This window comes from Brevibacillus sp. FSL K6-6036 (genome assembly GCF_037964015.1).
Taxonomy (GTDB): domain Bacteria; phylum Bacillota; class Bacilli; order Brevibacillales; family Brevibacillaceae; genus Brevibacillus; species Brevibacillus borstelensis.
Map to the genome: position 1 here is coordinate 242,501 of NZ_CP150173.1, position 18,078 is coordinate 260,578.

The window sequence follows — 18,078 nt, forward strand, 5'->3', positions numbered from 1 at the left end:
CAGATGCTTTTATTGCGACGCATCCATTTGCCAGTTGCATGCTCTCCGTACTAAAAGGCCGAAACGATTGGAGAGAACCGATCTATACCATTATCACGGATTATACGATTCATCCATCATGGATTAATCATCACATTAACTATTACTTTATCGCTCATGAACAGCTGTACTATCTGGTGGACATTTATCGGCACAACCATGCCCAGTTCATTCCGATGGGCATACCCATCATGCGCAAATATAGCCAGCCTCTGGAGAAGGATAAGGTTCGGGAAAAACTCCAGGTACCCTCCGATCACTTGAGCATCATATTGTCAGGCGGGGGATTGGGCCTTGGATCAATGGAACAAGTTCTTGCCGGTCTGGAGCATATTGATATGCCAATAACCGCGTTTATCCTGACAGGGACGAATGACAAGCTGTATCGCAAGGTAACCGAGAATACGTATCGGCACAATGTGATACCGCTGCGCTTTGTCAACAACTTCCATGAGTATCTGGAGATTGCCGACCTGATTGTAACCAAATCAGGCGGCTTGACCTCGGCTGAGGTTATGAGCAAGCAGGTTCCCATGATTATTTACAACCCGCTCCCAGGACAGGAGGAGCGAAACAGCCATTTCTTGTTAAACAATGGATGTGCCGTTCACGCCCATGTATCCGAGCAGCTGATCTACTTTATTCACGAGATGCTCCATGATCCCACGAAGGTGGAATACATGAAGAGGATGGCTCAAAAAATAGCAAAACCGAAAGCGGCACAAAATATCGCTGAGTTTATCCGCAACGACATGCAAAGCTCGGCGGGAGAAGAAGGATAGGAGGACATCATGAGCATTCCCTGTGCAGTTCTTTTTGACATGGACGGTACGCTGCTGCAAACAGAGCGGCTCTCCACACCCGCATTCCAGAAGACATTTGAGGAGCTGCGAGAGAAAGGGCTCTGGAACGGAGCCACCCCCGATGAGCAGGAACTGACCAATGTATTGGGGATGACGATCGAACAACTGTGGGAGAAACTGCTTCCAGGAGCAAGCGAAGAGATCAAGAAAGTAGCAGACAAGCTGATGCTGAAGAATGAACTGATCTTGTTGAGACAAGGGATTGCGGACTTGTACCCGGGAGTTCGCGAGGTCTTGCAGGAGCTGCATGCCAACGGAACAGCACTTTTTGTCGCCAGCAACGGGTTGGAGCGCTATATCGACGAGATTTGCGAGCACTTCGGGATCAAACCATTGTTTACTGATCTTTACTCGGCTGGACGTTTTGGCACCCGATCCAAAAAGGACCTCGTGGCCAAGCTGCTTCAGGATTATCAGGTAAAACAAGCGGTCATGGTCGGGGATCGGCACTCCGATGTGGAGGCGGGGCTGGCTAACGGGTTAAAAACGATCGGGTGTGACTTCGGATTCGCCAAGCCAGGCGAGCTCGATGGTGCTGATGTGATCATTACACGATTTACCGATCTTTTGACCCACATACCTGATCGGCAGCACACATAAAAATAGACGTCTTGCCGGTCAATAAAAAAGCGTAATCGTTACAGCCATTCCATGAGGGATGGCTTTTCGTTTTGGTTTCAACTCCGTCCATTTTGCCAACACTAGAAAGTGTCTCCCCCTCTTGCAAACCCCAAAAAAACGCATTATAATTAAAGTCAAAGATAGTCAAAGTCAATAATTAAAGAGCAAACACTGTGAACAGGAGGCGACTAATGCGTAACATCTCGGACATCATAGAGCAGCATTTAAAGCGAATTTTAACGGAAAGTCCAGACGGCTCTATCGAGATCCAGCGTAGCGAGCTTGCCGACATCTTTCAGTGTGTGCCTTCTCAAATCAATTACGTCATCAATACCCGATTTACTGTAGAAAAGGGATACGTCGTCGAAAGCAAGCGTGGCGGCGGAGGCTACATCCGGATTCGAAAGGTACAGATTGTCAGCAAAGCCAAACTGCAGGAGCTGCTCACTGAAGAGCTGATTGGCGAAAGCATCACGCAAGGTGTCGGTTATGCGATCATCGACCGCCTTTTGGAGGAAAAGTTGGTCAGTCAACGGGAGGCGGCTCTCATGAAGATCGCTACTTCGCGCAGTGTGCTTTTAGTGGATGCTGAATTGAGAGACCGTTTACGGGCTACCATGTTAAAGCAGATGATCGCCACGATTTTATTGCGGTAACCAATGCATTGGCAGGAGGGACGATAGGATGAACTGTGAAGAATGCGGCAAACGACAGGCTACGCTTCATCTGACCAAGATCGTCAACGGTGAAAAAACCGAATACCATATTTGCGAGCAATGTGCCCAGGAAAAAGGAGACGTCTTTCCCGGTTTTCATAACTTCAGCATCCATAATCTCCTTTCCGGCCTGCTCCATTTCGATCCGGCACAGAAAAAAACACAGGACACTCCGGCAAACAAAGCGCTACGCTGCGAGACCTGCGGACTGACATACGCCCAATTCAGCAAGAGCGGCCGCTTTGGCTGCAGCGACTGCTACACGTTTTTGGGTGACCGCCTGGATCCGCTCTTCCGACGGATTCACGGGAATACGCAGCACATCGGCAAGGTTCCGGAACGTACCGGCGGCCAACTGAAGCGGCGCAAGGAGCTGGAGCAACTGAAACAAGCGCTTCAACGGCATATCGCCAGCGAAGAGTTTGAAAAAGCTGCGGAAATTCGCGACCGCATCAAGGCACTTGAACAAAAGCTGGGTCAATCGTAAACAGGGGAGGTGAGGAACATGTCCCAACAACAGTTTATGCAAAACCCTTGGAGCAACTGGATGAAGGGCGAGGGCCCTGATTCCGACATCGTCATCAGTACAAGGCTTCGGATCGCACGGAACCTTCGCCAGCATCCCTTCCCGCTTTTGGCTACTGACTCGCAGGCAGAGGAAGTGGTTCGCAAGGTGACAGAAGTGAGCGAGACCGAGGCGATGAAAAAGCTCGGACCACTCGAGCTCATCCAGATGGAACAGGTAAATCCGCTGGAAAAGCGCGTCCTCGTCGAGAAACACCTGATCAGCCCTCATTTGGCAGAAGAATCTCGAAAGGGAGCCGTGCTGTTAAGCAATGACGAATCGATCAGCATCATGGTAAACGAAGAAGACCACATTCGCATCCAGGTGCTGATGCCAGGCTTCCAACTCCAGCAGGCGTGGGATATGGGAACAAAAATCGACGACATTTTTGAAAAACATGTAAACTACGCATTCGATGAAAACAGAGGCTTTTTGACGAGCTGCCCGACCAATGTGGGAACAGGGATACGGGCATCGGTGATGCTTCACTTGCCGGCGCTCGTGATGACACAGCAGATCAACCGGATATTGCAGGCGATCAATCAAGTCGGATTGGTCGTGAGGGGCATCTACGGAGAGGGCAGCGAAGCGCTGGGCAACTTGTTCCAGCTCTCCAACCAGGTGACGCTCGGGATGTCCGAGTCGGATATCCTCTCCAACCTGTACGGTGTGGCAAGGCAGATCATCGAGCAGGAGCGAGTGGCTCGCCGGTACCTGGTTGAACACTCCAGAATCACTTTGGAGGACCGGATTCTCCGGTCGTACGGCATTCTTCAGTACGCCCGGACGGTTGAATCCAAGGAAGCAGCCCAAAGGCTTTCCGATGTCAGATTGGGGATTGATCTGGGGATTGTGAAAAACATTTCCCATCTCGTCTTAAATGAATTGCTCGTGACGACTCAGCCGGGCTTCCTGCAGCATCACGCAGGTCAAAAGCTGTCGCCCGACCAGCGGGACGAACGCAGAGCAAGGCTGATTCGGGAGAAACTGTCTGCTCGACAGTAAACAAGAATTTTCGCTGTCCATCATCGCTGTTATACGCAAAAATATAAGGAAACAACGCATAGAATATAAAGATGGTTACTGGAGGTGCAGAAGATATGATGTTTGGACGTTTTACCGAACGCGCGCAAAAAGTGTTGGCACTCGCCTTGGAAGAGGCCGTTAGATTGGGTCATAAGGATATCGGAACAGAGCATGTGCTGCTCGGTCTCATTCGTGAAGGAGAGGGGATTGCAGCCAAGGCGTTGCAGTCGCTCGGACTTGGTCTCGATAAAATTCAAAGTGAAGTAGAATCCTTGATTGGCCGCGGGACTGAGCAAGCGGGCGGAAACTATACCCCAAACTACACACCCCGTGCCAAAAAAGTGATTGAGCTTTCCATGGACGAAGCCCGAAAGCTGGGGCACACGTATGTGGGCACCGAGCATATCCTGCTTGGGTTGATTCGTGAAGGAGAAGGCATTGCCGCACGAATCATGAACAATCTGGGTGTAAGCCTGAACAAAGCCCGCCAACAAGTCCTTCAGCTTTTGGGAAGCTCGGAAATGATGAATTCCCACCAGCCGTCAGGCAGCAATCCTGCGGCCAATACGCCGACCCTGGACAGTCTGGCAAGAGACTTGACCGCAATCGCCCGTGATGGCGGACTTGATCCGGTGATCGGACGCCAAAAAGAGATTGAGCGAGTGATCCAGGTGTTGAGCCGCCGCACCAAGAACAACCCCGTGTTGATCGGGGAGCCTGGTGTCGGGAAGACGGCAATTGCCGAAGGACTTGCGCAAAAGATCATCAACAACGAAATCCCTGAAACGCTTCGCGACAAGCGCGTGATGACGCTGGACATGGGGACAGTCGTCGCCGGCACCAAGTATCGCGGGGAATTTGAAGACCGCCTGAAAAAAATCATGGATGAGATTCGTCAGGCCGGAAATATCATCCTCTTTATCGACGAGCTGCACACCTTGATCGGTGCAGGCGGAGCAGAGGGTGCGATTGATGCATCCAACATTTTGAAGCCAGCTCTGGCACGCGGTGAGCTTCAGTGTGTCGGCGCAACCACGCTGGATGAATACCGCAAGTATATTGAAAAGGACGCAGCCCTCGAGCGCCGTTTCCAGCCGATTCAGGTCGATCAGCCGAACACAGAGGACGCGATCAAAATCCTGCATGGCTTGCGTGATCGCTATGAGGCGCATCACCGTGTGAAAATTACCGATGAAGCGATTGAACAGGCGGTAAAACTGTCTGACCGTTACATTACAGACCGCTTCCTGCCGGACAAAGCAATTGACTTGATCGACGAAGCGGCGTCCAAAGTACGTCTCCAATCCTTTACTGTTCCGCCTAATCTGAAGGAACTGGAAGGGCGTCTGGAAGAAGTGCGCAAGGAAAAGGACGCGGCTGTCCAGTCTCAGGAGTTCGAAGAAGCAGCGTCTCTGCGCGACAAGGAGCAGAAGCTGCGCGAAGAACTGGAAAAAACGAAGAAGGACTGGAAAGAGCGTCAGGGCCAACTGAACATGGAGGTCACTCCTGAAGATATCGCCCACGTAGTGGCCAACTGGACCGGAATTCCGGTCGTCAAGCTGAAAGAAGAAGAGACAGAGCGCCTCTTGAAAATGGAAGAAATTCTGCATGATCGAGTGATCGGGCAGGATGAGGCAGTCAAATCGGTTGCTCGCGCCGTCCGCCGTGCTCGTGCCGGCTTGAAAGACCCGAAACGTCCGATCGGCTCCTTCATCTTCCTTGGCCCTACAGGGGTAGGGAAAACGGAATTGGCCCGGGCGGTTGCCGAGACGCTGTTTGGCGACGAGGACGCGATGATTCGGGTCGACATGTCGGAGTACATGGAGAAACATTCCACGGCGCGTCTGGTCGGAGCTCCTCCGGGATATGTCGGTTACGATGAAGGCGGTCAACTGACAGAGAAGGTCCGCCGCAAACCGTATTCCGTCATCCTTTTGGACGAAATTGAAAAGGCGCATCCGGATGTCTTCAACATTCTCCTGCAGGTGCTGGACGATGGACGCCTGACCGACTCCAAAGGCAGAACCGTTGATTTCCGCAACACGGTTGTGATTATGACATCCAACGTCGGAGCCAACCTGATCAAGAAAAACACAACGCTCGGCTTCACCGCCGGCAATGAAACAGAGAAGAAATACCAGGACATGAAAGACAAGGTCATGGAAGAACTGAAGAAAAGCTTCCGCCCCGAGTTCCTGAACCGGATTGACGAAGTCATCGTCTTCCACTCGCTGGAGCAGGAGCATATCGAGCAGATTGTTTCCTTGATGACCGAAGATCTTCGCAAGCGTCTGAGAGAGCAGGAGATCGATTTCCAACTTACCGATGCTGCCAAGAAAGTGCTGGCCAAGGAGGGCTTCGATCCCGCTTACGGGGCAAGGCCGCTGCGCCGCGCTATCCAGCGCAACATCGAAGACAGATTGTCCGAAGAACTTTTGAAAGGCAGCATCAGCAAAGGCGACACTGTTTCGATAGATGCTGAAGATGAAAAGCTTGTAGTAAAACGTCTGGAGAAAACAACCTCATAACCAGAGGTTTAGGCAAACGTTTAGAAAGGGTACCTCCTCAATATACAGGAGGTATTCTTTTTTTGTTTTCATCATGTATGATAATCGTATAGAGGAGAATCCCAAAACGAGGTACAAACTATGTCCAAGTATAAAACGAAATACGCGTGTCAAGAATGTGGCTATGAATCGCCCAAATGGATGGGGAAATGTCCTGGATGCAACAATTGGAATACGATGGTGGAAGAGGTTGCGGTAAAGACCGCCTCCCGTCATGAGAGTTTGCGTGGCGGACAGCGGCAAACAGCAGCCCTTCCGCTGACAGAGGTGGCCGGCGAAGAAGAGCCGCGGATGGATACAACGATAGGTGAATTAAACCGGGTTCTGGGCGGAGGGCTCGTTCCCGGCTCAATGGTTCTGGTCGGCGGAGACCCGGGGATCGGGAAGTCTACCTTGCTGTTGCAAACGTCGTTCGCGCTTGCACACGGGGGAATAAAGGTCTTGTACGTATCCGGCGAGGAGTCCGCCAAGCAAATCAAATTGCGTGCCGATCGGCTCGGAATGAGCACGCCGCCGATGTATGTGCTTGCAGAAAACGATTTGGAGCTCATTGAGCAGCACATTGCCCAGGTCGATCCCCAGGTCCTGATCATCGACTCGATTCAGACTGTCTTCCATCCCGCTGTCCAATCAGCGGCGGGGAGTGTCGCACAGGTAAGGGAAACAACCTCTCAACTGATGCGAATCGCCAAAGGAAAAGGAATCGCGACATTTATCGTCGGTCACGTGACGAAGGAAGGCGCGATTGCCGGGCCCCGCATGCTGGAGCATATGGTGGATGCGGTCTTGTACTTTGAAGGGGAACGGCATAATACGTTCCGCATTTTGCGAGCAGTAAAAAACCGCTTTGGCTCGACGAATGAAATCGGCATCTTTGAGATGAAAGAAAAGGGGCTGGAGGAAGTTGGAAACCCTTCGGAAATATTTTTGGCAGAACGTCCGGTCGGCGTCGCTGGCTCGACTGTAGTGGCCAGCATGGAGGGAACCAGGCCGGTTCTGGTAGAGCTTCAGGCGCTGGTTGCACCGACCAGCTTTGTGACCCCGCGTCGGATGGCTACCGGCGTGGATCACCAGCGAGTCGGCATGATCATGGCAGTGCTTGAGAAGCGCATGGGTCTCATGCTGCAAAATCAGGATGCCTATGTCAACGTGGCTGGCGGTGTTCGTTTGGATGAGCCCGCTGTCGATTTGGCGATAGCTGTCAGCATTGCCAGCAGCTTTCGCGATCACGCGACCAATCCCCATGATGTCGTGATCGGGGAAGTGGGATTAACGGGTGAAGTCCGCGGCGTGTCCCGGATTGAACAGCGGATTCGCGAAGCGCACAAGCTAGGATTCAAACGGGTGATCATCCCGTCCAAAAATATCCGCGGTCTTGACGTTCCATCGGACATCGAGGTAGTCGGTGTAAGCAATATTTCGGAAGCATTAAGCGAAGTGCTAAGGGGGTAGGGGCACCTGTATGCTTGATACAAACAAAAGAGAACCTGTCTACAGCGATGTGCTTCGTCTTGTTGCTCCCGGAACCCCGCTCCGAGAGGGATTGGAAAACGTGCTGCGGGCCAAAACCGGCGGTTTGATCGTTGTCGGATTCGGTCCGGATATGAAGAACATTGTCGACGGGGGGTTTTCCATTAATTGCGACTTCACTCCGGCACATTTATATGAATTGGCCAAGATGGACGGGGCGATCATAGTTAGTGAGGATGCAAAAAAAATCTTGTATGCCAATACCCAGTTGTTTCCTCCCGCTGCGATCCCTTCGAGTGAAACAGGGACCCGCCATCGAACGGCGCAAAGAACAGCACTGCACACAAACTATCTGGTCATCGCCATTTCCCAGCGCCGCAACGTCATTACCTTGTACCAAGGTCCATTCCGCTATGTCCTGAACGAGATCAGCGTGATTCTGGCCAAGGCCAACCAAGCGATTTCCACGCTGGAAAAGTACAAGGCTGTACTCGATCAGACCCTAACCAACCTCGGAGCGCTGGAGTTCGAAGAGCTGGTGACGCTCCATGAGGTAACCTCTGTGCTGCAGAGAATCGAAATGGTGCTGCGCATTAAAGCAGAGATCACCAAATATATATACGAATTAGGGACGGAAGGCCGGCTTGTCACCATGCAGCTGGAGGAATTGGTCGGCAATATCGAAGAAGAAGCGCACATGCTGATCCGCGATTACGCCAAAAATCCTGCCGTGCAGCCAGAGCAAGTCTTGAAGGAGATGAAAAAGCTCTCAGCAGAAGAGGTGCTCGAAATGGGGGCTTTTTTACGGATTCTCGGTTATTCGGCCAACCCGAACATGCTGGAAGAGTCTCTCTCGCCCCGCGGGTATCGGATCCTGCACAAAATTCCTCGCCTTCCCATTTCGATCATCTCAAATCTCGTTGAGCATTTTCACAATTTGCCCCGAATCATGATGGCAACGATCGAAGAACTGGACGAGGTTGACGGCATTGGAGAGGTTCGCGCACGGGCGATCAAAGACGGACTGAAGAGAATTCAAGAACAGGTGTTCATTGACAGACACATTTGAGTTAGAATAGGATAGAGACATTATTGTTTTGATATTGCCAAAGGATTACAAAGCAAGGGCTGGCAGAATTGCCATACCCGTTTCTCCTTTGCGCAGGAAACCAGGAGGTAGTCTATGTTCGTTAAATCGTTACCGAACATGCTAACCGTGAGCAATTTGTTCTTGGGTATCGTAGCCATCATTCTCGCCTTTCAGGGCAACCAATATGTGGAGTATGCTGCGATTACGGTAATTATTGGTATGTTGATGGATGGTCTGGATGGACGCGTGGCTCGCATGCTGAATGCACAGAGCGAATTTGGCAAAGAATTGGATTCTCTTTCCGACGTGATTACATTTGGAGTGGCCCCGGCTTTTATCATGTACGTGGTGGCCCTGCAAGATCTCAATTTGATCGGCATTTTCGTGACAGCCGTTTTCCCGATCTGCGGTGCTCTGCGACTGGCCCGTTTTAACGTACAAGCAGGTGTGCCAGGCTATTTTATCGGGTTGCCGATTACGGCTGCAGGCGGGGTGTTGGCTACGCTTGCGCTGTACCATCATGTGTTTAATGTAGCGTTGCTCGCGGTCAGCATGCTGCTGCTCGCTTTTCTGATGGTATCCAACATCAAGTACCCCAACTTCAAAAAAGTGGGGATTCCCAAAGCAGCGTATTGGATCACACCCATTATCGTTGCGATCGTAGTCGTTTTCGCGGTCAAATACCCGCAGCAGTTCCCGAAAATTGTCTTCTTGCCATTGGCATTTTACGCACTTTACGGGATAAAAAAAAACGTTGACCTACTCCTGAAAAAATTGCGAAAAGAAAAGAAGGAAGAAAACGAATCGCTGCCATTTGAATAACCGCGCGCAAAAAACCCGCTCTATGGAAGCGGGTTTTTTCTGTGAGCACGCAACTTTTTTGTTGTTTCATTCGTAATACCAAATGGGAGCTTTATGAAAGGTTAAATACACCAAGGGTATGTAACCGCTCCGATTCCTTTTGGATGACATCTTCGAGCCGGATATCAGTAATATTGCATAGCGCAGTGAGATAAAAGAGATTTTTGCCCAGTTCAGCGGTAACTACGTCACGGCAATGCTCGCACAAAGGGCCGGAAAAATGTGTGTCCAGCAGTGTCTGGTTATCCTGCAGGCTTTTTTGGGGATCGTAGGTTTGCTTTCTGGCCACTACTTCGACACAGCCGCATTCGGTGATGGCTTTGGTGAGTGAACGGTTGATGCGGGCTGCGCTTTCTTGAACTTTGGACATAACGTCCAGAACGCTGCGATGTCTGATCAGCAGCTCCGAAACTTGGGATTGAAAGTCGTCCACGTTTCGCTTTTCCATATGATTCACCTCTGCTTTAGGCTGCTACCATCTTCAGAATTTTTATTCAATGCATTACTGTCATTATAAGAAGGGAATCCGGCTGCTGTCAATTTGAAACCGAGGGAAACGGAAGTTCTCCATTGACGTTAAATTGCCATGTATGTTAAAATTTTTGGCTATTTGACACTAGAATTTAACTTTTGTTATAGTGAGGGAAAGTCTCGCAGCATATTCGTTAGCATTATGTTTTTGATAAGCAGGGTTTTTCAGCAAAGCTTCTGTCTATATTAATATCAAGGAGGTGAAAGCATGGTTCGCCGATTAGGGAAAATTTGTTTTATACTTGTCGGAGGAGGTTTGGGCTTCAAGTTTGGTCCTGATCTTTTTAACCTCTTGAACACGCTTTTAAATTTTGGTGACTTTAAGTACACAAGCTACATCGGAGCTGTTTTGGGAGCCGTGCTGTTCTTCTTCTTCGCCAACTGGTTTGTCGATTACACATTGAGAATCGTCCGCTGGGGTGAAGAGACGCTGTTAAAATTGCCGATCGTGGATGTCATGTTTGGAGCTTTGGGGTTGATTATTGGTCTTATCGTTGCCTTTTTATTATTTCTCCAGCTCAGCAACATCCCGATACCGGTAGTCAGCGATTTGCTGCCGCTGATGGTTTCCGCATTACTCGGCTATCTCGGCTTTCAGGTGGGATTCCGCAAGCGCGACGAGATCATGTCCGTCTTTTCCATCGGGCGCAAGGACAAGTCCAAGAAGGAAAGTGGCGGGTCTCCGTCCAACGTGGAGTACAAGATCCTGGATACAAGCGTGATTATTGACGGACGAATCGCCGACATTTGCCGGACCGGCTTTCTCGAGGGCGTACTCGTTATCCCCGGTTTTGTGCTGGAGGAGCTGCAGCATATCGCTGATTCTTCCGATGTACTGAAAAGAAACCGCGGACGTCGCGGTCTGGACATTCTAAACAAGATTCAAAAGGAAATGAAGGTAAAGGTTCAGATCTACGAGGGAGACTTTGAAGAAGTTTCGGAAGTGGACAGCAAGCTGATCAAGCTGGCGAAGGTGATGAACGGCAAAGTCGTCACCAATGATTTCAACCTGAACAAGGTGTGCGAGCTGCAGGGAGTGGCTGTCCTGAATATCAACGATCTGGCCAATGCAGTGAAACCGGTGGTGCTGCCGGGCGAAGAGCTGACTGTGCAAGTCATCAAGGACGGCAAGGAGCATGGCCAGGGAGTGGCTTATCTCGACGATGGCACGATGATCGTCGTTGAGGGCGGCCGCGACTACATCGGGCACGATCTGGAAGTGCTCGTAACCAGCGTATTGCAAACATCGGCTGGAAGGATGATCTTCGCCAAGCCGAAGCTTTTGGAAAAAGCGTTGTAAGGGATGAAGCGAAGGGGAGGGATGCAGCCTCCCTTTTCGAACATCCAGAGCAGAGAGACTGGAGAGGAAGTAACGTGGAAACGGGAGTCGTAATCGTTGCGGCTGGTTCCGGGAAGCGCATGGGAGCAGAACGTAACAAGCTTTGGCTGCCGCTTGGCGGTGAGCCGATCTTGACTCGTACGGTACGCCTGTTCACCAGCCATCCCGAAATCGGGGAAATTGTACTGGTGGTAAGCGCACAGGATCATGAAGAGGTACTGAAGTGGAAGCGCCAGGAGAAGCTGAAGCTGACCGTTGTGCTTGGCGGAGCCGAAAGGCAGGACAGCGTCAGAAACGGCTTGGCTGCTCTTTCCTCAGACTGCTCGTACGTGCTGGTACACGATGCTGCCCGTCCTTTCGTAACTCGTGAACAAATCAGCGAGATGATTCGGCAGGTGCGGCGTGATCGGGCTTCGATCATGGCCGTTCCCGTCAAGGATACCATCAAAGTGGTAGGGGCTGACGGAGTAGTCCAGTCGACCCCGGCACGCGAGAGCTTGTGGGCGGTCCAAACCCCACAAGCTTTTCTCGTTTCCTTGTTGCGAGAGGCGCATGAAGCGGCATTGCAGGCAGGCAAGACAGGTACCGACGACGCGATGCTGGTCGAATGGCTGGGGCATACCGTCAGTGTTGTCCGGGGAAGTTACGAAAACATCAAGATCACCACGCCGGATGATCTGTGGTTTGGAGAAGAAATCTTGCGGAGAAGAAAGGGAGAGGGATCATGAGAATCGGACAAGGCTTTGATGTACATCAATTAGTGGAGGGACGTCCTTGCATTATTGGCGGAGTAACGATCCCGTATGAAAAAGGGCTGCTCGGCCACTCGGACGCTGATGTCCTGCTGCACGCGATCAGCGACGCATTGCTCGGGGCGATTGGCGAGGGCGATATCGGCCGTCACTTTCCCGATACGGACCCTGCCTTTAAAGATGCCGACAGCGTCAAGCTGATGGAGCATGTGTGGGAGCTGGTTAAACAAAAGGGATACCGTCTGGGCAACCTCGACGCTACGATCATTGCGCAGGCTCCCAAAATGGCCCCTTATATTCCGCAGATGCGCGAGCTGATTGCCAGAGTGCTTGAAGCAGAGGATTTGTCGCAGGTTAACGTAAAGGCCACCACCTCGGAAAAATTGGGCTTTACCGGACGAGGAGAGGGAATTGCTGCCCAAGCCGCCTGCTTGCTTGTCAAGTAATGCGGACTGGGTGTAAGATTAACCCGTAGATACGAAGTGACAGAAGGAAGCGATTATTGCTTCACGAAAGGATGGCGCAATCATGGCTAAAGAAATCCGCACACGGTATGCTCCAAGTCCGACTGGACATTTACATATTGGCGGTGCGCGCACTGCACTTTTCAACTATTTGTTCGCCAAGCATCACGGAGGCTCTTTCATCGTTCGGATCGAGGATACGGATCAGACCCGGAACGTAGAAAACGCCGACGAAGAACAGATGAAAAATCTGAAGTGGCTGGGCATCACCTGGGAAGAGGGGACGGACATCGGCGGCCCGTACGGACCTTACCGCCAGATGGATCGTCTCGACATTTACCGCAAGTACATCGATCAGCTTCTGGCTGAAGGGAAAGCGTACTACTGTTACGCGACCAAGGAAGAGCTCGATGCGGAGCGTGAGGAACAGATCGCCCGTGGAGAAACGCCGCGCATCCTGGAGAAGCATCGCCATGTTACACCGGAACAGCGTGAACAGTACGAAAGGGAGGGCCGCACCCCATCCATCCACTTTATGGTGCCGGATGACAAACAGTACGTGGTCAACGATTTGATTCGCGGGCAGGTTACGTTTGATTCCAAAGAGATGGGCGACTTTGTCATCTGTCGACCGGACGGGATCCCGACTTACAATTTTGCTGTTGTCATTGACGACTACCTGATGAAGATCAGTCACGTCTTCCGTGGGGAGGAGCATCTGTCCAATACGCCTCGCCAGCTGATGATTTACGAAGCGTTTGGCTGGGAGCCGCCTCAGTTTGGCCATCTGGCGCTGATCCTCAATCAGGAAGGCAAAAAGATGTCCAAGCGCGACGAGAGCATCATCCAGTTTATTGAACAGTATCGCGAGCTCGGTTTCCTGCCGGACGCGATCGTCAACTTCCTGGTGCTGCTCGGCTGGTCTCCAGGCGGAGAAGAAGAGATCTTCTCGCTGGACGAGCTGATCAAGCTGTTCTCGGAAGAGCGCGTGAGCAAATCGCCGGCAGTGTTCGACTCCACGAAAATGAACTGGATGAACAACTTCTACATCAAACGTCAATCGGTTGATCTGATTACGGAGATGTGCATTCCTCATTTGCAAAAAGCCGGCTTTATCGATGAGGAACTGAGCGAGGAGAAAAAGGCGTGGGTACGCAGCATCGTCGCCCTCTATCAGGAGCAGATGTCGTACTGTGCGCAGATTGTGCCGCTGGCCGCTCTTTTCTTCCTCGAAGAAGTGGTGTACGATGAAGAGGCAAGAGCTGTACTCAAGGAACCGCAATTGCCGGAGGTATTGACTTCCTTTGCCAAACACCTTGAGGCGGCTGCTGAATATAATGCAGATACGATCAAGGCCATTTTGAAAGACGTGCAGAAAGAAACAGGCCATAAAGGAAAGGCTCTGTTCATGCCGGTCCGCGTTGCGGCCACCGGTCAGGCGCATGGCCGCGATCTGGCGGAAACGCTCTATCTGCTGGGACAACAGACCGTGCTTGAGCGTGTAAAGCGCGTATTGGCAAACGGCGAGTAAGGAAATGAATACTGCAAGGGCGGACGTTTTTGATCGCCTGATGCAATATAGCTATGACCAGGAGAGTACTGCAGCAAGTCTCGTCCAAAGAGAGGATGGAAAGGTGAGAGCCGTCCGGCGAGACCTGTCAGGAAATGCACCTGTGAGCTGTGACCCCGAACCCGGCGTCTATCTGTATTGACAAGACCGGCAGTAGGGCAATCGGTGGCCCGCCGTTATCGGGAAAGAGCGAGATTTGCCGTGTTCGTTCATTTTGACGGACAATTGGCGATCTAAGCAGAGTGGAACCGCGGTTCAACCCGTCTCTGCCTCCTTCTGATTCGAAGGCGGCAGAGGCGTTTTTGTTTTTCTACAATCATTTTTTTCAGCAATCATTTTTGGAGAGGTAAACGAAGCAGGAGGTGAAACCCTGTGCTTTCACAGATGAGGGATGACATTCAGGCAGTATTTGAGCGTGATCCGGCAGCACGCAGCACATTCGAAGTGGTGTTGACGTATTCCGGACTTCATGCGATATGGGGACATCGCATTGCCCATAAGTGCTGGAAAGCCGGTTGGTTTACGCTTGCGCGGGCTATTTCGCAGTTTTTCCGCTTCATCACCGGAATCGAGATTCATCCAGGGGCCAAGATCGGCAACCGGCTGTTTATTGACCACGGGATGGGTGTCGTGATCGGGGAGACCTGTGAGATCGGTGACAATGTCACCATTTATCAAGGGGTAACATTGGGCGGGACAGGCAAGGAAAAAGGGAAGCGGCATCCGACTGTAGGCAATAATGTAATTATCGCTTCAGGGGCTAAAGTGCTGGGTTCCTTTAAAATCGGAGATAATTCCAAGATCGGGGCAGGCTCGGTCGTGCTGCAGGAGGTGCCGCCCAATTCTACGGTCGTAGGTATTCCGGGCCGCATCCGCATACAGGACGGAAAAAAGGTCACGAATGATCTGGACCACGTCAATTTGCCCGACCCGGTGGCGGACATGATTCGGACCATGCAGCAGGAAATCGAGCAGTTGCGCAAAGAAGTGAGCGCTTTGAGGGAGGATAAGAAGGATAATGAGCATTCAGTTCACTAATACGCTGACCAAACAAAAGGAAGCGTTTGTTCCACTGGAACCCGGCAAAGTGAAGATGTACGTGTGTGGACCGACTGTGTACAACTACATCCACATCGGCAATGCCCGTCCGGCCATTGTGTTTGATACGCTCCGCCGCTACCTGAAATACCGGGGCTACGAGGTTACTTTTGTGCAAAATATTACAGATGTCGACGATAAGCTGATCCGGAAAGCCAACGAGGAGGGCATCACGGTAAAAGAGGTGGCAGATCGGTATACAGACGCCTTTAACGAAGATCTGCGTTCCCTCAATATCCTGCCGCCGGACATCCAGCCCAGGGTCATGCAGACCATTCCGGAGATCATTCAGTTTATCGAAGGACTGATTGAAAAAGGATATGCCTATGATAGTGAGGGTGACGTTTATTTCCGCACTGGCCGTTTCACCGAGTACGGCAAGCTGTCCCATCAGCCTCTCGATGAGCTGCAGGCGGGGGCACGCGTAGAGATCAATGAAAAGAAGGAAAATCCGCTTGATTTCGCCCTGTGGAAGGCAGCCAAGCCGGGTGAGGTAAGCTGGAGCAGTCCGTGGGGAGAAGGCCGTCCCGGCTGGCATATCGAGTGCTCGGCAATGGCATTGAAGTTTCTCGGAGACCAGATCGATATTCACGCGGGGGGAGCCGATCTTGTTTTCCCTCACCATGAAAATGAAATTGCTCAATCTGAGTGCTACACGGGAAAAGTATTTGCCCGCTACTGGCTTCACAACGGGATGCTCAACATCAACAATGAAAAAATGTCCAAGTCGCTCGGAAACTTCATCCTTGCACGCGACCTGATCCAGCATTACGGCGGAGAGCTGATCCGATTTTTCATGCTGCAGGGTCACTACCGCAATCCGATCAACTTCAGCGATGATCTTCTCGAACAGGCTGCCAATGGATTGGAGCGCATTAAGACGGCTTACGCCAATCTCCGCCATCGCCTGGAGACTGCCCGGCCGCAGGAGCCGAACGGGCTGGCCGAAGAACAGGCCCGCACGATCAGTCAGCTGCGGGAACAGTTCATTGCCGAGATGGACGACGATCTGAATACGGCCAATGCGATTACGGTCGTTTACGAGGTCGTCAAGGAAGCCAATCTGTACTTGCGCAATCAAAATGTCGGTCGGGAGCAAGTCGAGCAGTATCTCTCGCTGCTGACGGAGCTGACGAGCGTACTCGGCGTGCAGCTTGAACAGGCGGAGGAGCTGCTGGACAGCGAGGTGGAGGCGCTCATCGGAGAGCGTACGGAAGCGCGCCGCTTACGCAACTTTGCTCGTGCCGACGAGATTCGCGATCTCCTCAGCGAAAAGGGAATTGTACTGGAGGATACCCCTCAAGGTGTTCGCTGGCGCAGAAAATAAAGGGGCATAACAAAACATGCAAAAGGAAGAGCTATCAAAAGACCCGCATTTGTTAAATCCGCTGGTGCTCGCTTTTTTGGGCGACGCTACGTATTCGCATTGCGTTCGCTACCATTTAATCGCAAAAGGTCTGGTCAAGCCAAATGTGCTTCACAAGACGGCCAATCAGTACGTCTCTGCAAAAGCGCAGGCTAACATCCTGCTGACCCTGATGCCTCTGTTCACGGAAGAGGAGGCAGCGGTGGTGAGGCGCGGGCGCAACGCCAAATCCGGCTCCAGCGCAAAGAATGCCGATATTATCGATTACCGGCACGCTACCGCTTTTGAGGCGCTCGTCGGCTACTTGTATCTGTGCGGGAAAGAAGAGCGGCTGGCGGAGATTATGGAGCAGGCATTTGCCATTGTGGAAGGAGTATACGGACATGAGTGAAGAGTGGATTGTCGGAAAGAATCCGATTATCGAGGCGTTGCGGTCTGGCCGTACCATGAACAAGATATGGATAGCGGAAGGGACCAATAAAAATTTGATGGGACCCATTTTTTCCCTTGCCAAGGAGCAAGGGGTGATTGTCACCACGGCAAACCGCAAAAAGCTCGACCAGCTTTGCGGCACCGACAATCACCAGGGTGTGATTGCCTCAGTCGCCGCCTATGACTACGTCGAAGTGGAGGACATTCTGAAGAGAGCCGAGGAACGCAATGAACTGCCGTTCCTCATACTGCTTGATGAGCTCGAGGACCCCCACAACCTGGGGTCCATCATGCGGACGGCAGATGCGGTGGGAGCGCACGGAATTGTCATTCCGAAACGGCGTTCGGTCAGTTTGACGGCGACTGTAGCAAAGGCCTCCGCCGGCGCAATCAACTACGTCCCCGTAGCGCGGGTGACCAACCTGGTTCGTACGATGGAGGAACTGAAGGAAAAAGGCGTCTGGATCGCCGGGACGGACGCCAGTGCCAAACAAGACTTCCGCCAAGGCGATTACTCGATGCCGCTGGCGATCGTGATCGGCAGCGAAGGCAAGGGCATGAGCAGATTGGTAAAGGACAACTGTGATTTCCTGTACAGCCTGCCCATGGCGGGAAATGTCACCTCGCTGAATGCCTCAGTAGCTGCTGCCCTTCTCATGTACGAAGTTTACCGCGCGAGGAGTCCTTTGTCGGCACAGGTGAAGTGAC

18 protein-coding genes (1 of these 18 running past the window's edge) are annotated in these 18,078 nt (G+C 51.8%); 17 read left to right on the forward strand and 1 reads right to left on the reverse strand.

Annotation, left to right across the window (positions count from 1 at the left end; translation table 11 throughout):
- The 9 genes from NST37_RS01355 to pssA form a co-directional block, all read left to right on the forward strand.
- Positions 1-821, forward strand: the 3' portion of a protein-coding gene (locus NST37_RS01355) for a glycosyltransferase (RefSeq protein WP_003392058.1). It extends 301 nt beyond the left edge of the window; the window shows 821 of its 1,122 coding nt (coding positions 302-1,122); the start codon falls outside the window, past its left edge; it ends in the stop codon at positions 819-821.
- Between the two features lie 9 nt (positions 822-830).
- Positions 831-1,502 carry an HAD-IA family hydrolase gene (locus NST37_RS01360; RefSeq protein ID WP_339186129.1) on the forward strand — a complete coding sequence of 224 codons (672 nt, stop codon included), beginning with the start codon at positions 831-833 and terminating at the stop codon, positions 1,500-1,502.
- Between the two features lie 212 nt (positions 1,503-1,714).
- Positions 1,715-2,179 carry a CtsR family transcriptional regulator gene (locus NST37_RS01365; RefSeq protein WP_003392054.1) on the forward strand — a complete coding sequence of 155 codons (465 nt, stop codon included), beginning with the start codon at positions 1,715-1,717 and terminating at the stop codon, positions 2,177-2,179.
- Between the two features lie 28 nt (positions 2,180-2,207).
- Positions 2,208-2,726 carry a UvrB/UvrC motif-containing protein gene (locus tag NST37_RS01370; protein WP_003392052.1) on the forward strand — a complete coding sequence of 173 codons (519 nt, stop codon included), beginning with the start codon at positions 2,208-2,210 and terminating at the stop codon, positions 2,724-2,726.
- A gap of 18 nt (positions 2,727-2,744) precedes the next feature.
- Positions 2,745-3,809, forward strand: a complete 1,065-nt coding sequence (locus tag NST37_RS01375; RefSeq protein ID WP_003392050.1) for a protein arginine kinase — start codon at positions 2,745-2,747, stop codon at positions 3,807-3,809.
- A 95-nt stretch (positions 3,810-3,904) separates the two neighbouring features.
- On the forward strand, positions 3,905-6,358 hold the full coding sequence (locus tag NST37_RS01380; protein WP_003392048.1) for an ATP-dependent Clp protease ATP-binding subunit: 2,454 nt from the start codon (positions 3,905-3,907) through the stop codon (positions 6,356-6,358).
- Positions 6,359-6,478: 120 nt separating this feature from the next.
- Positions 6,479-7,849 (forward strand): DNA repair protein RadA, encoded by a 1,371-nt coding sequence (radA, locus tag NST37_RS01385; protein WP_003392047.1) that lies wholly within the window; start codon positions 6,479-6,481, stop codon positions 7,847-7,849.
- A 10-nt stretch (positions 7,850-7,859) separates the two neighbouring features.
- Entirely contained in the window at positions 7,860-8,936 is a 1,077-nt protein-coding gene (disA, locus tag NST37_RS01390) for a DNA integrity scanning diadenylate cyclase DisA (RefSeq protein ID WP_003392045.1), read from the forward strand.
- Between the two features lie 114 nt (positions 8,937-9,050).
- Positions 9,051-9,779, forward strand: a complete 729-nt coding sequence (gene pssA / locus NST37_RS01395; RefSeq protein WP_003392042.1) for a CDP-diacylglycerol--serine O-phosphatidyltransferase — start codon at positions 9,051-9,053, stop codon at positions 9,777-9,779.
- 91 nt (positions 9,780-9,870) lie between these two features.
- Here pssA and NST37_RS01400 read toward each other — a convergent pair whose 3' ends face one another.
- Entirely contained in the window at positions 9,871-10,266 is a 396-nt protein-coding gene (locus NST37_RS01400) for a hypothetical protein (protein WP_003392040.1), read from the reverse strand.
- Between the two features lie 291 nt (positions 10,267-10,557).
- On the opposite strand from NST37_RS01400, the gene NST37_RS01405 reads away from it, so the two are divergent.
- From NST37_RS01405 to rlmB, 8 genes are all read left to right on the forward strand, one after another.
- Entirely contained in the window at positions 10,558-11,649 is a 1,092-nt protein-coding gene (locus tag NST37_RS01405; RefSeq protein ID WP_003392038.1) for a PIN/TRAM domain-containing protein, read from the forward strand.
- Positions 11,650-11,723: 74 nt separating this feature from the next.
- Entirely contained in the window at positions 11,724-12,416 is a 693-nt protein-coding gene (ispD, locus tag NST37_RS01410; protein ID WP_003392036.1) for a 2-C-methyl-D-erythritol 4-phosphate cytidylyltransferase, read from the forward strand.
- The gene (gene ispF / locus NST37_RS01415) at positions 12,413-12,886 is read left to right on the forward strand and encodes a 2-C-methyl-D-erythritol 2,4-cyclodiphosphate synthase (RefSeq protein ID WP_003392034.1); all 474 of its coding nucleotides are present in this window, start codon (positions 12,413-12,415) and stop codon (positions 12,884-12,886) included. Before ispD ends, ispF begins: the two co-directional genes overlap by 4 nt.
- A gap of 82 nt (positions 12,887-12,968) precedes the next feature.
- Positions 12,969-14,435 carry a glutamate--tRNA ligase gene (gene gltX / locus NST37_RS01420; RefSeq protein ID WP_003392032.1) on the forward strand — a complete coding sequence of 489 codons (1,467 nt, stop codon included), beginning with the start codon at positions 12,969-12,971 and terminating at the stop codon, positions 14,433-14,435.
- Between the two features lie 411 nt (positions 14,436-14,846).
- Positions 14,847-15,512, forward strand: a complete 666-nt coding sequence (gene cysE / locus NST37_RS01425; protein WP_003392031.1) for a serine O-acetyltransferase — start codon at positions 14,847-14,849, stop codon at positions 15,510-15,512.
- Positions 15,493-16,899 carry a cysteine--tRNA ligase gene (cysS, locus tag NST37_RS01430; protein ID WP_024984060.1) on the forward strand — a complete coding sequence of 469 codons (1,407 nt, stop codon included), beginning with the start codon at positions 15,493-15,495 and terminating at the stop codon, positions 16,897-16,899. Before cysE ends, cysS begins: the two co-directional genes overlap by 20 nt.
- 16 nt (positions 16,900-16,915) lie before the next feature.
- Positions 16,916-17,329 (forward strand): Mini-ribonuclease 3, encoded by a 414-nt coding sequence (locus NST37_RS01435; protein WP_003392027.1) that lies wholly within the window; start codon positions 16,916-16,918, stop codon positions 17,327-17,329.
- Entirely contained in the window at positions 17,322-18,077 is a 756-nt protein-coding gene (rlmB, locus tag NST37_RS01440) for a 23S rRNA (guanosine(2251)-2'-O)-methyltransferase RlmB (protein WP_003392024.1), read from the forward strand. Before NST37_RS01435 ends, rlmB begins: the two co-directional genes overlap by 8 nt.
- The last annotated feature ends 1 nt before the right edge of the window (position 18,078 follow it).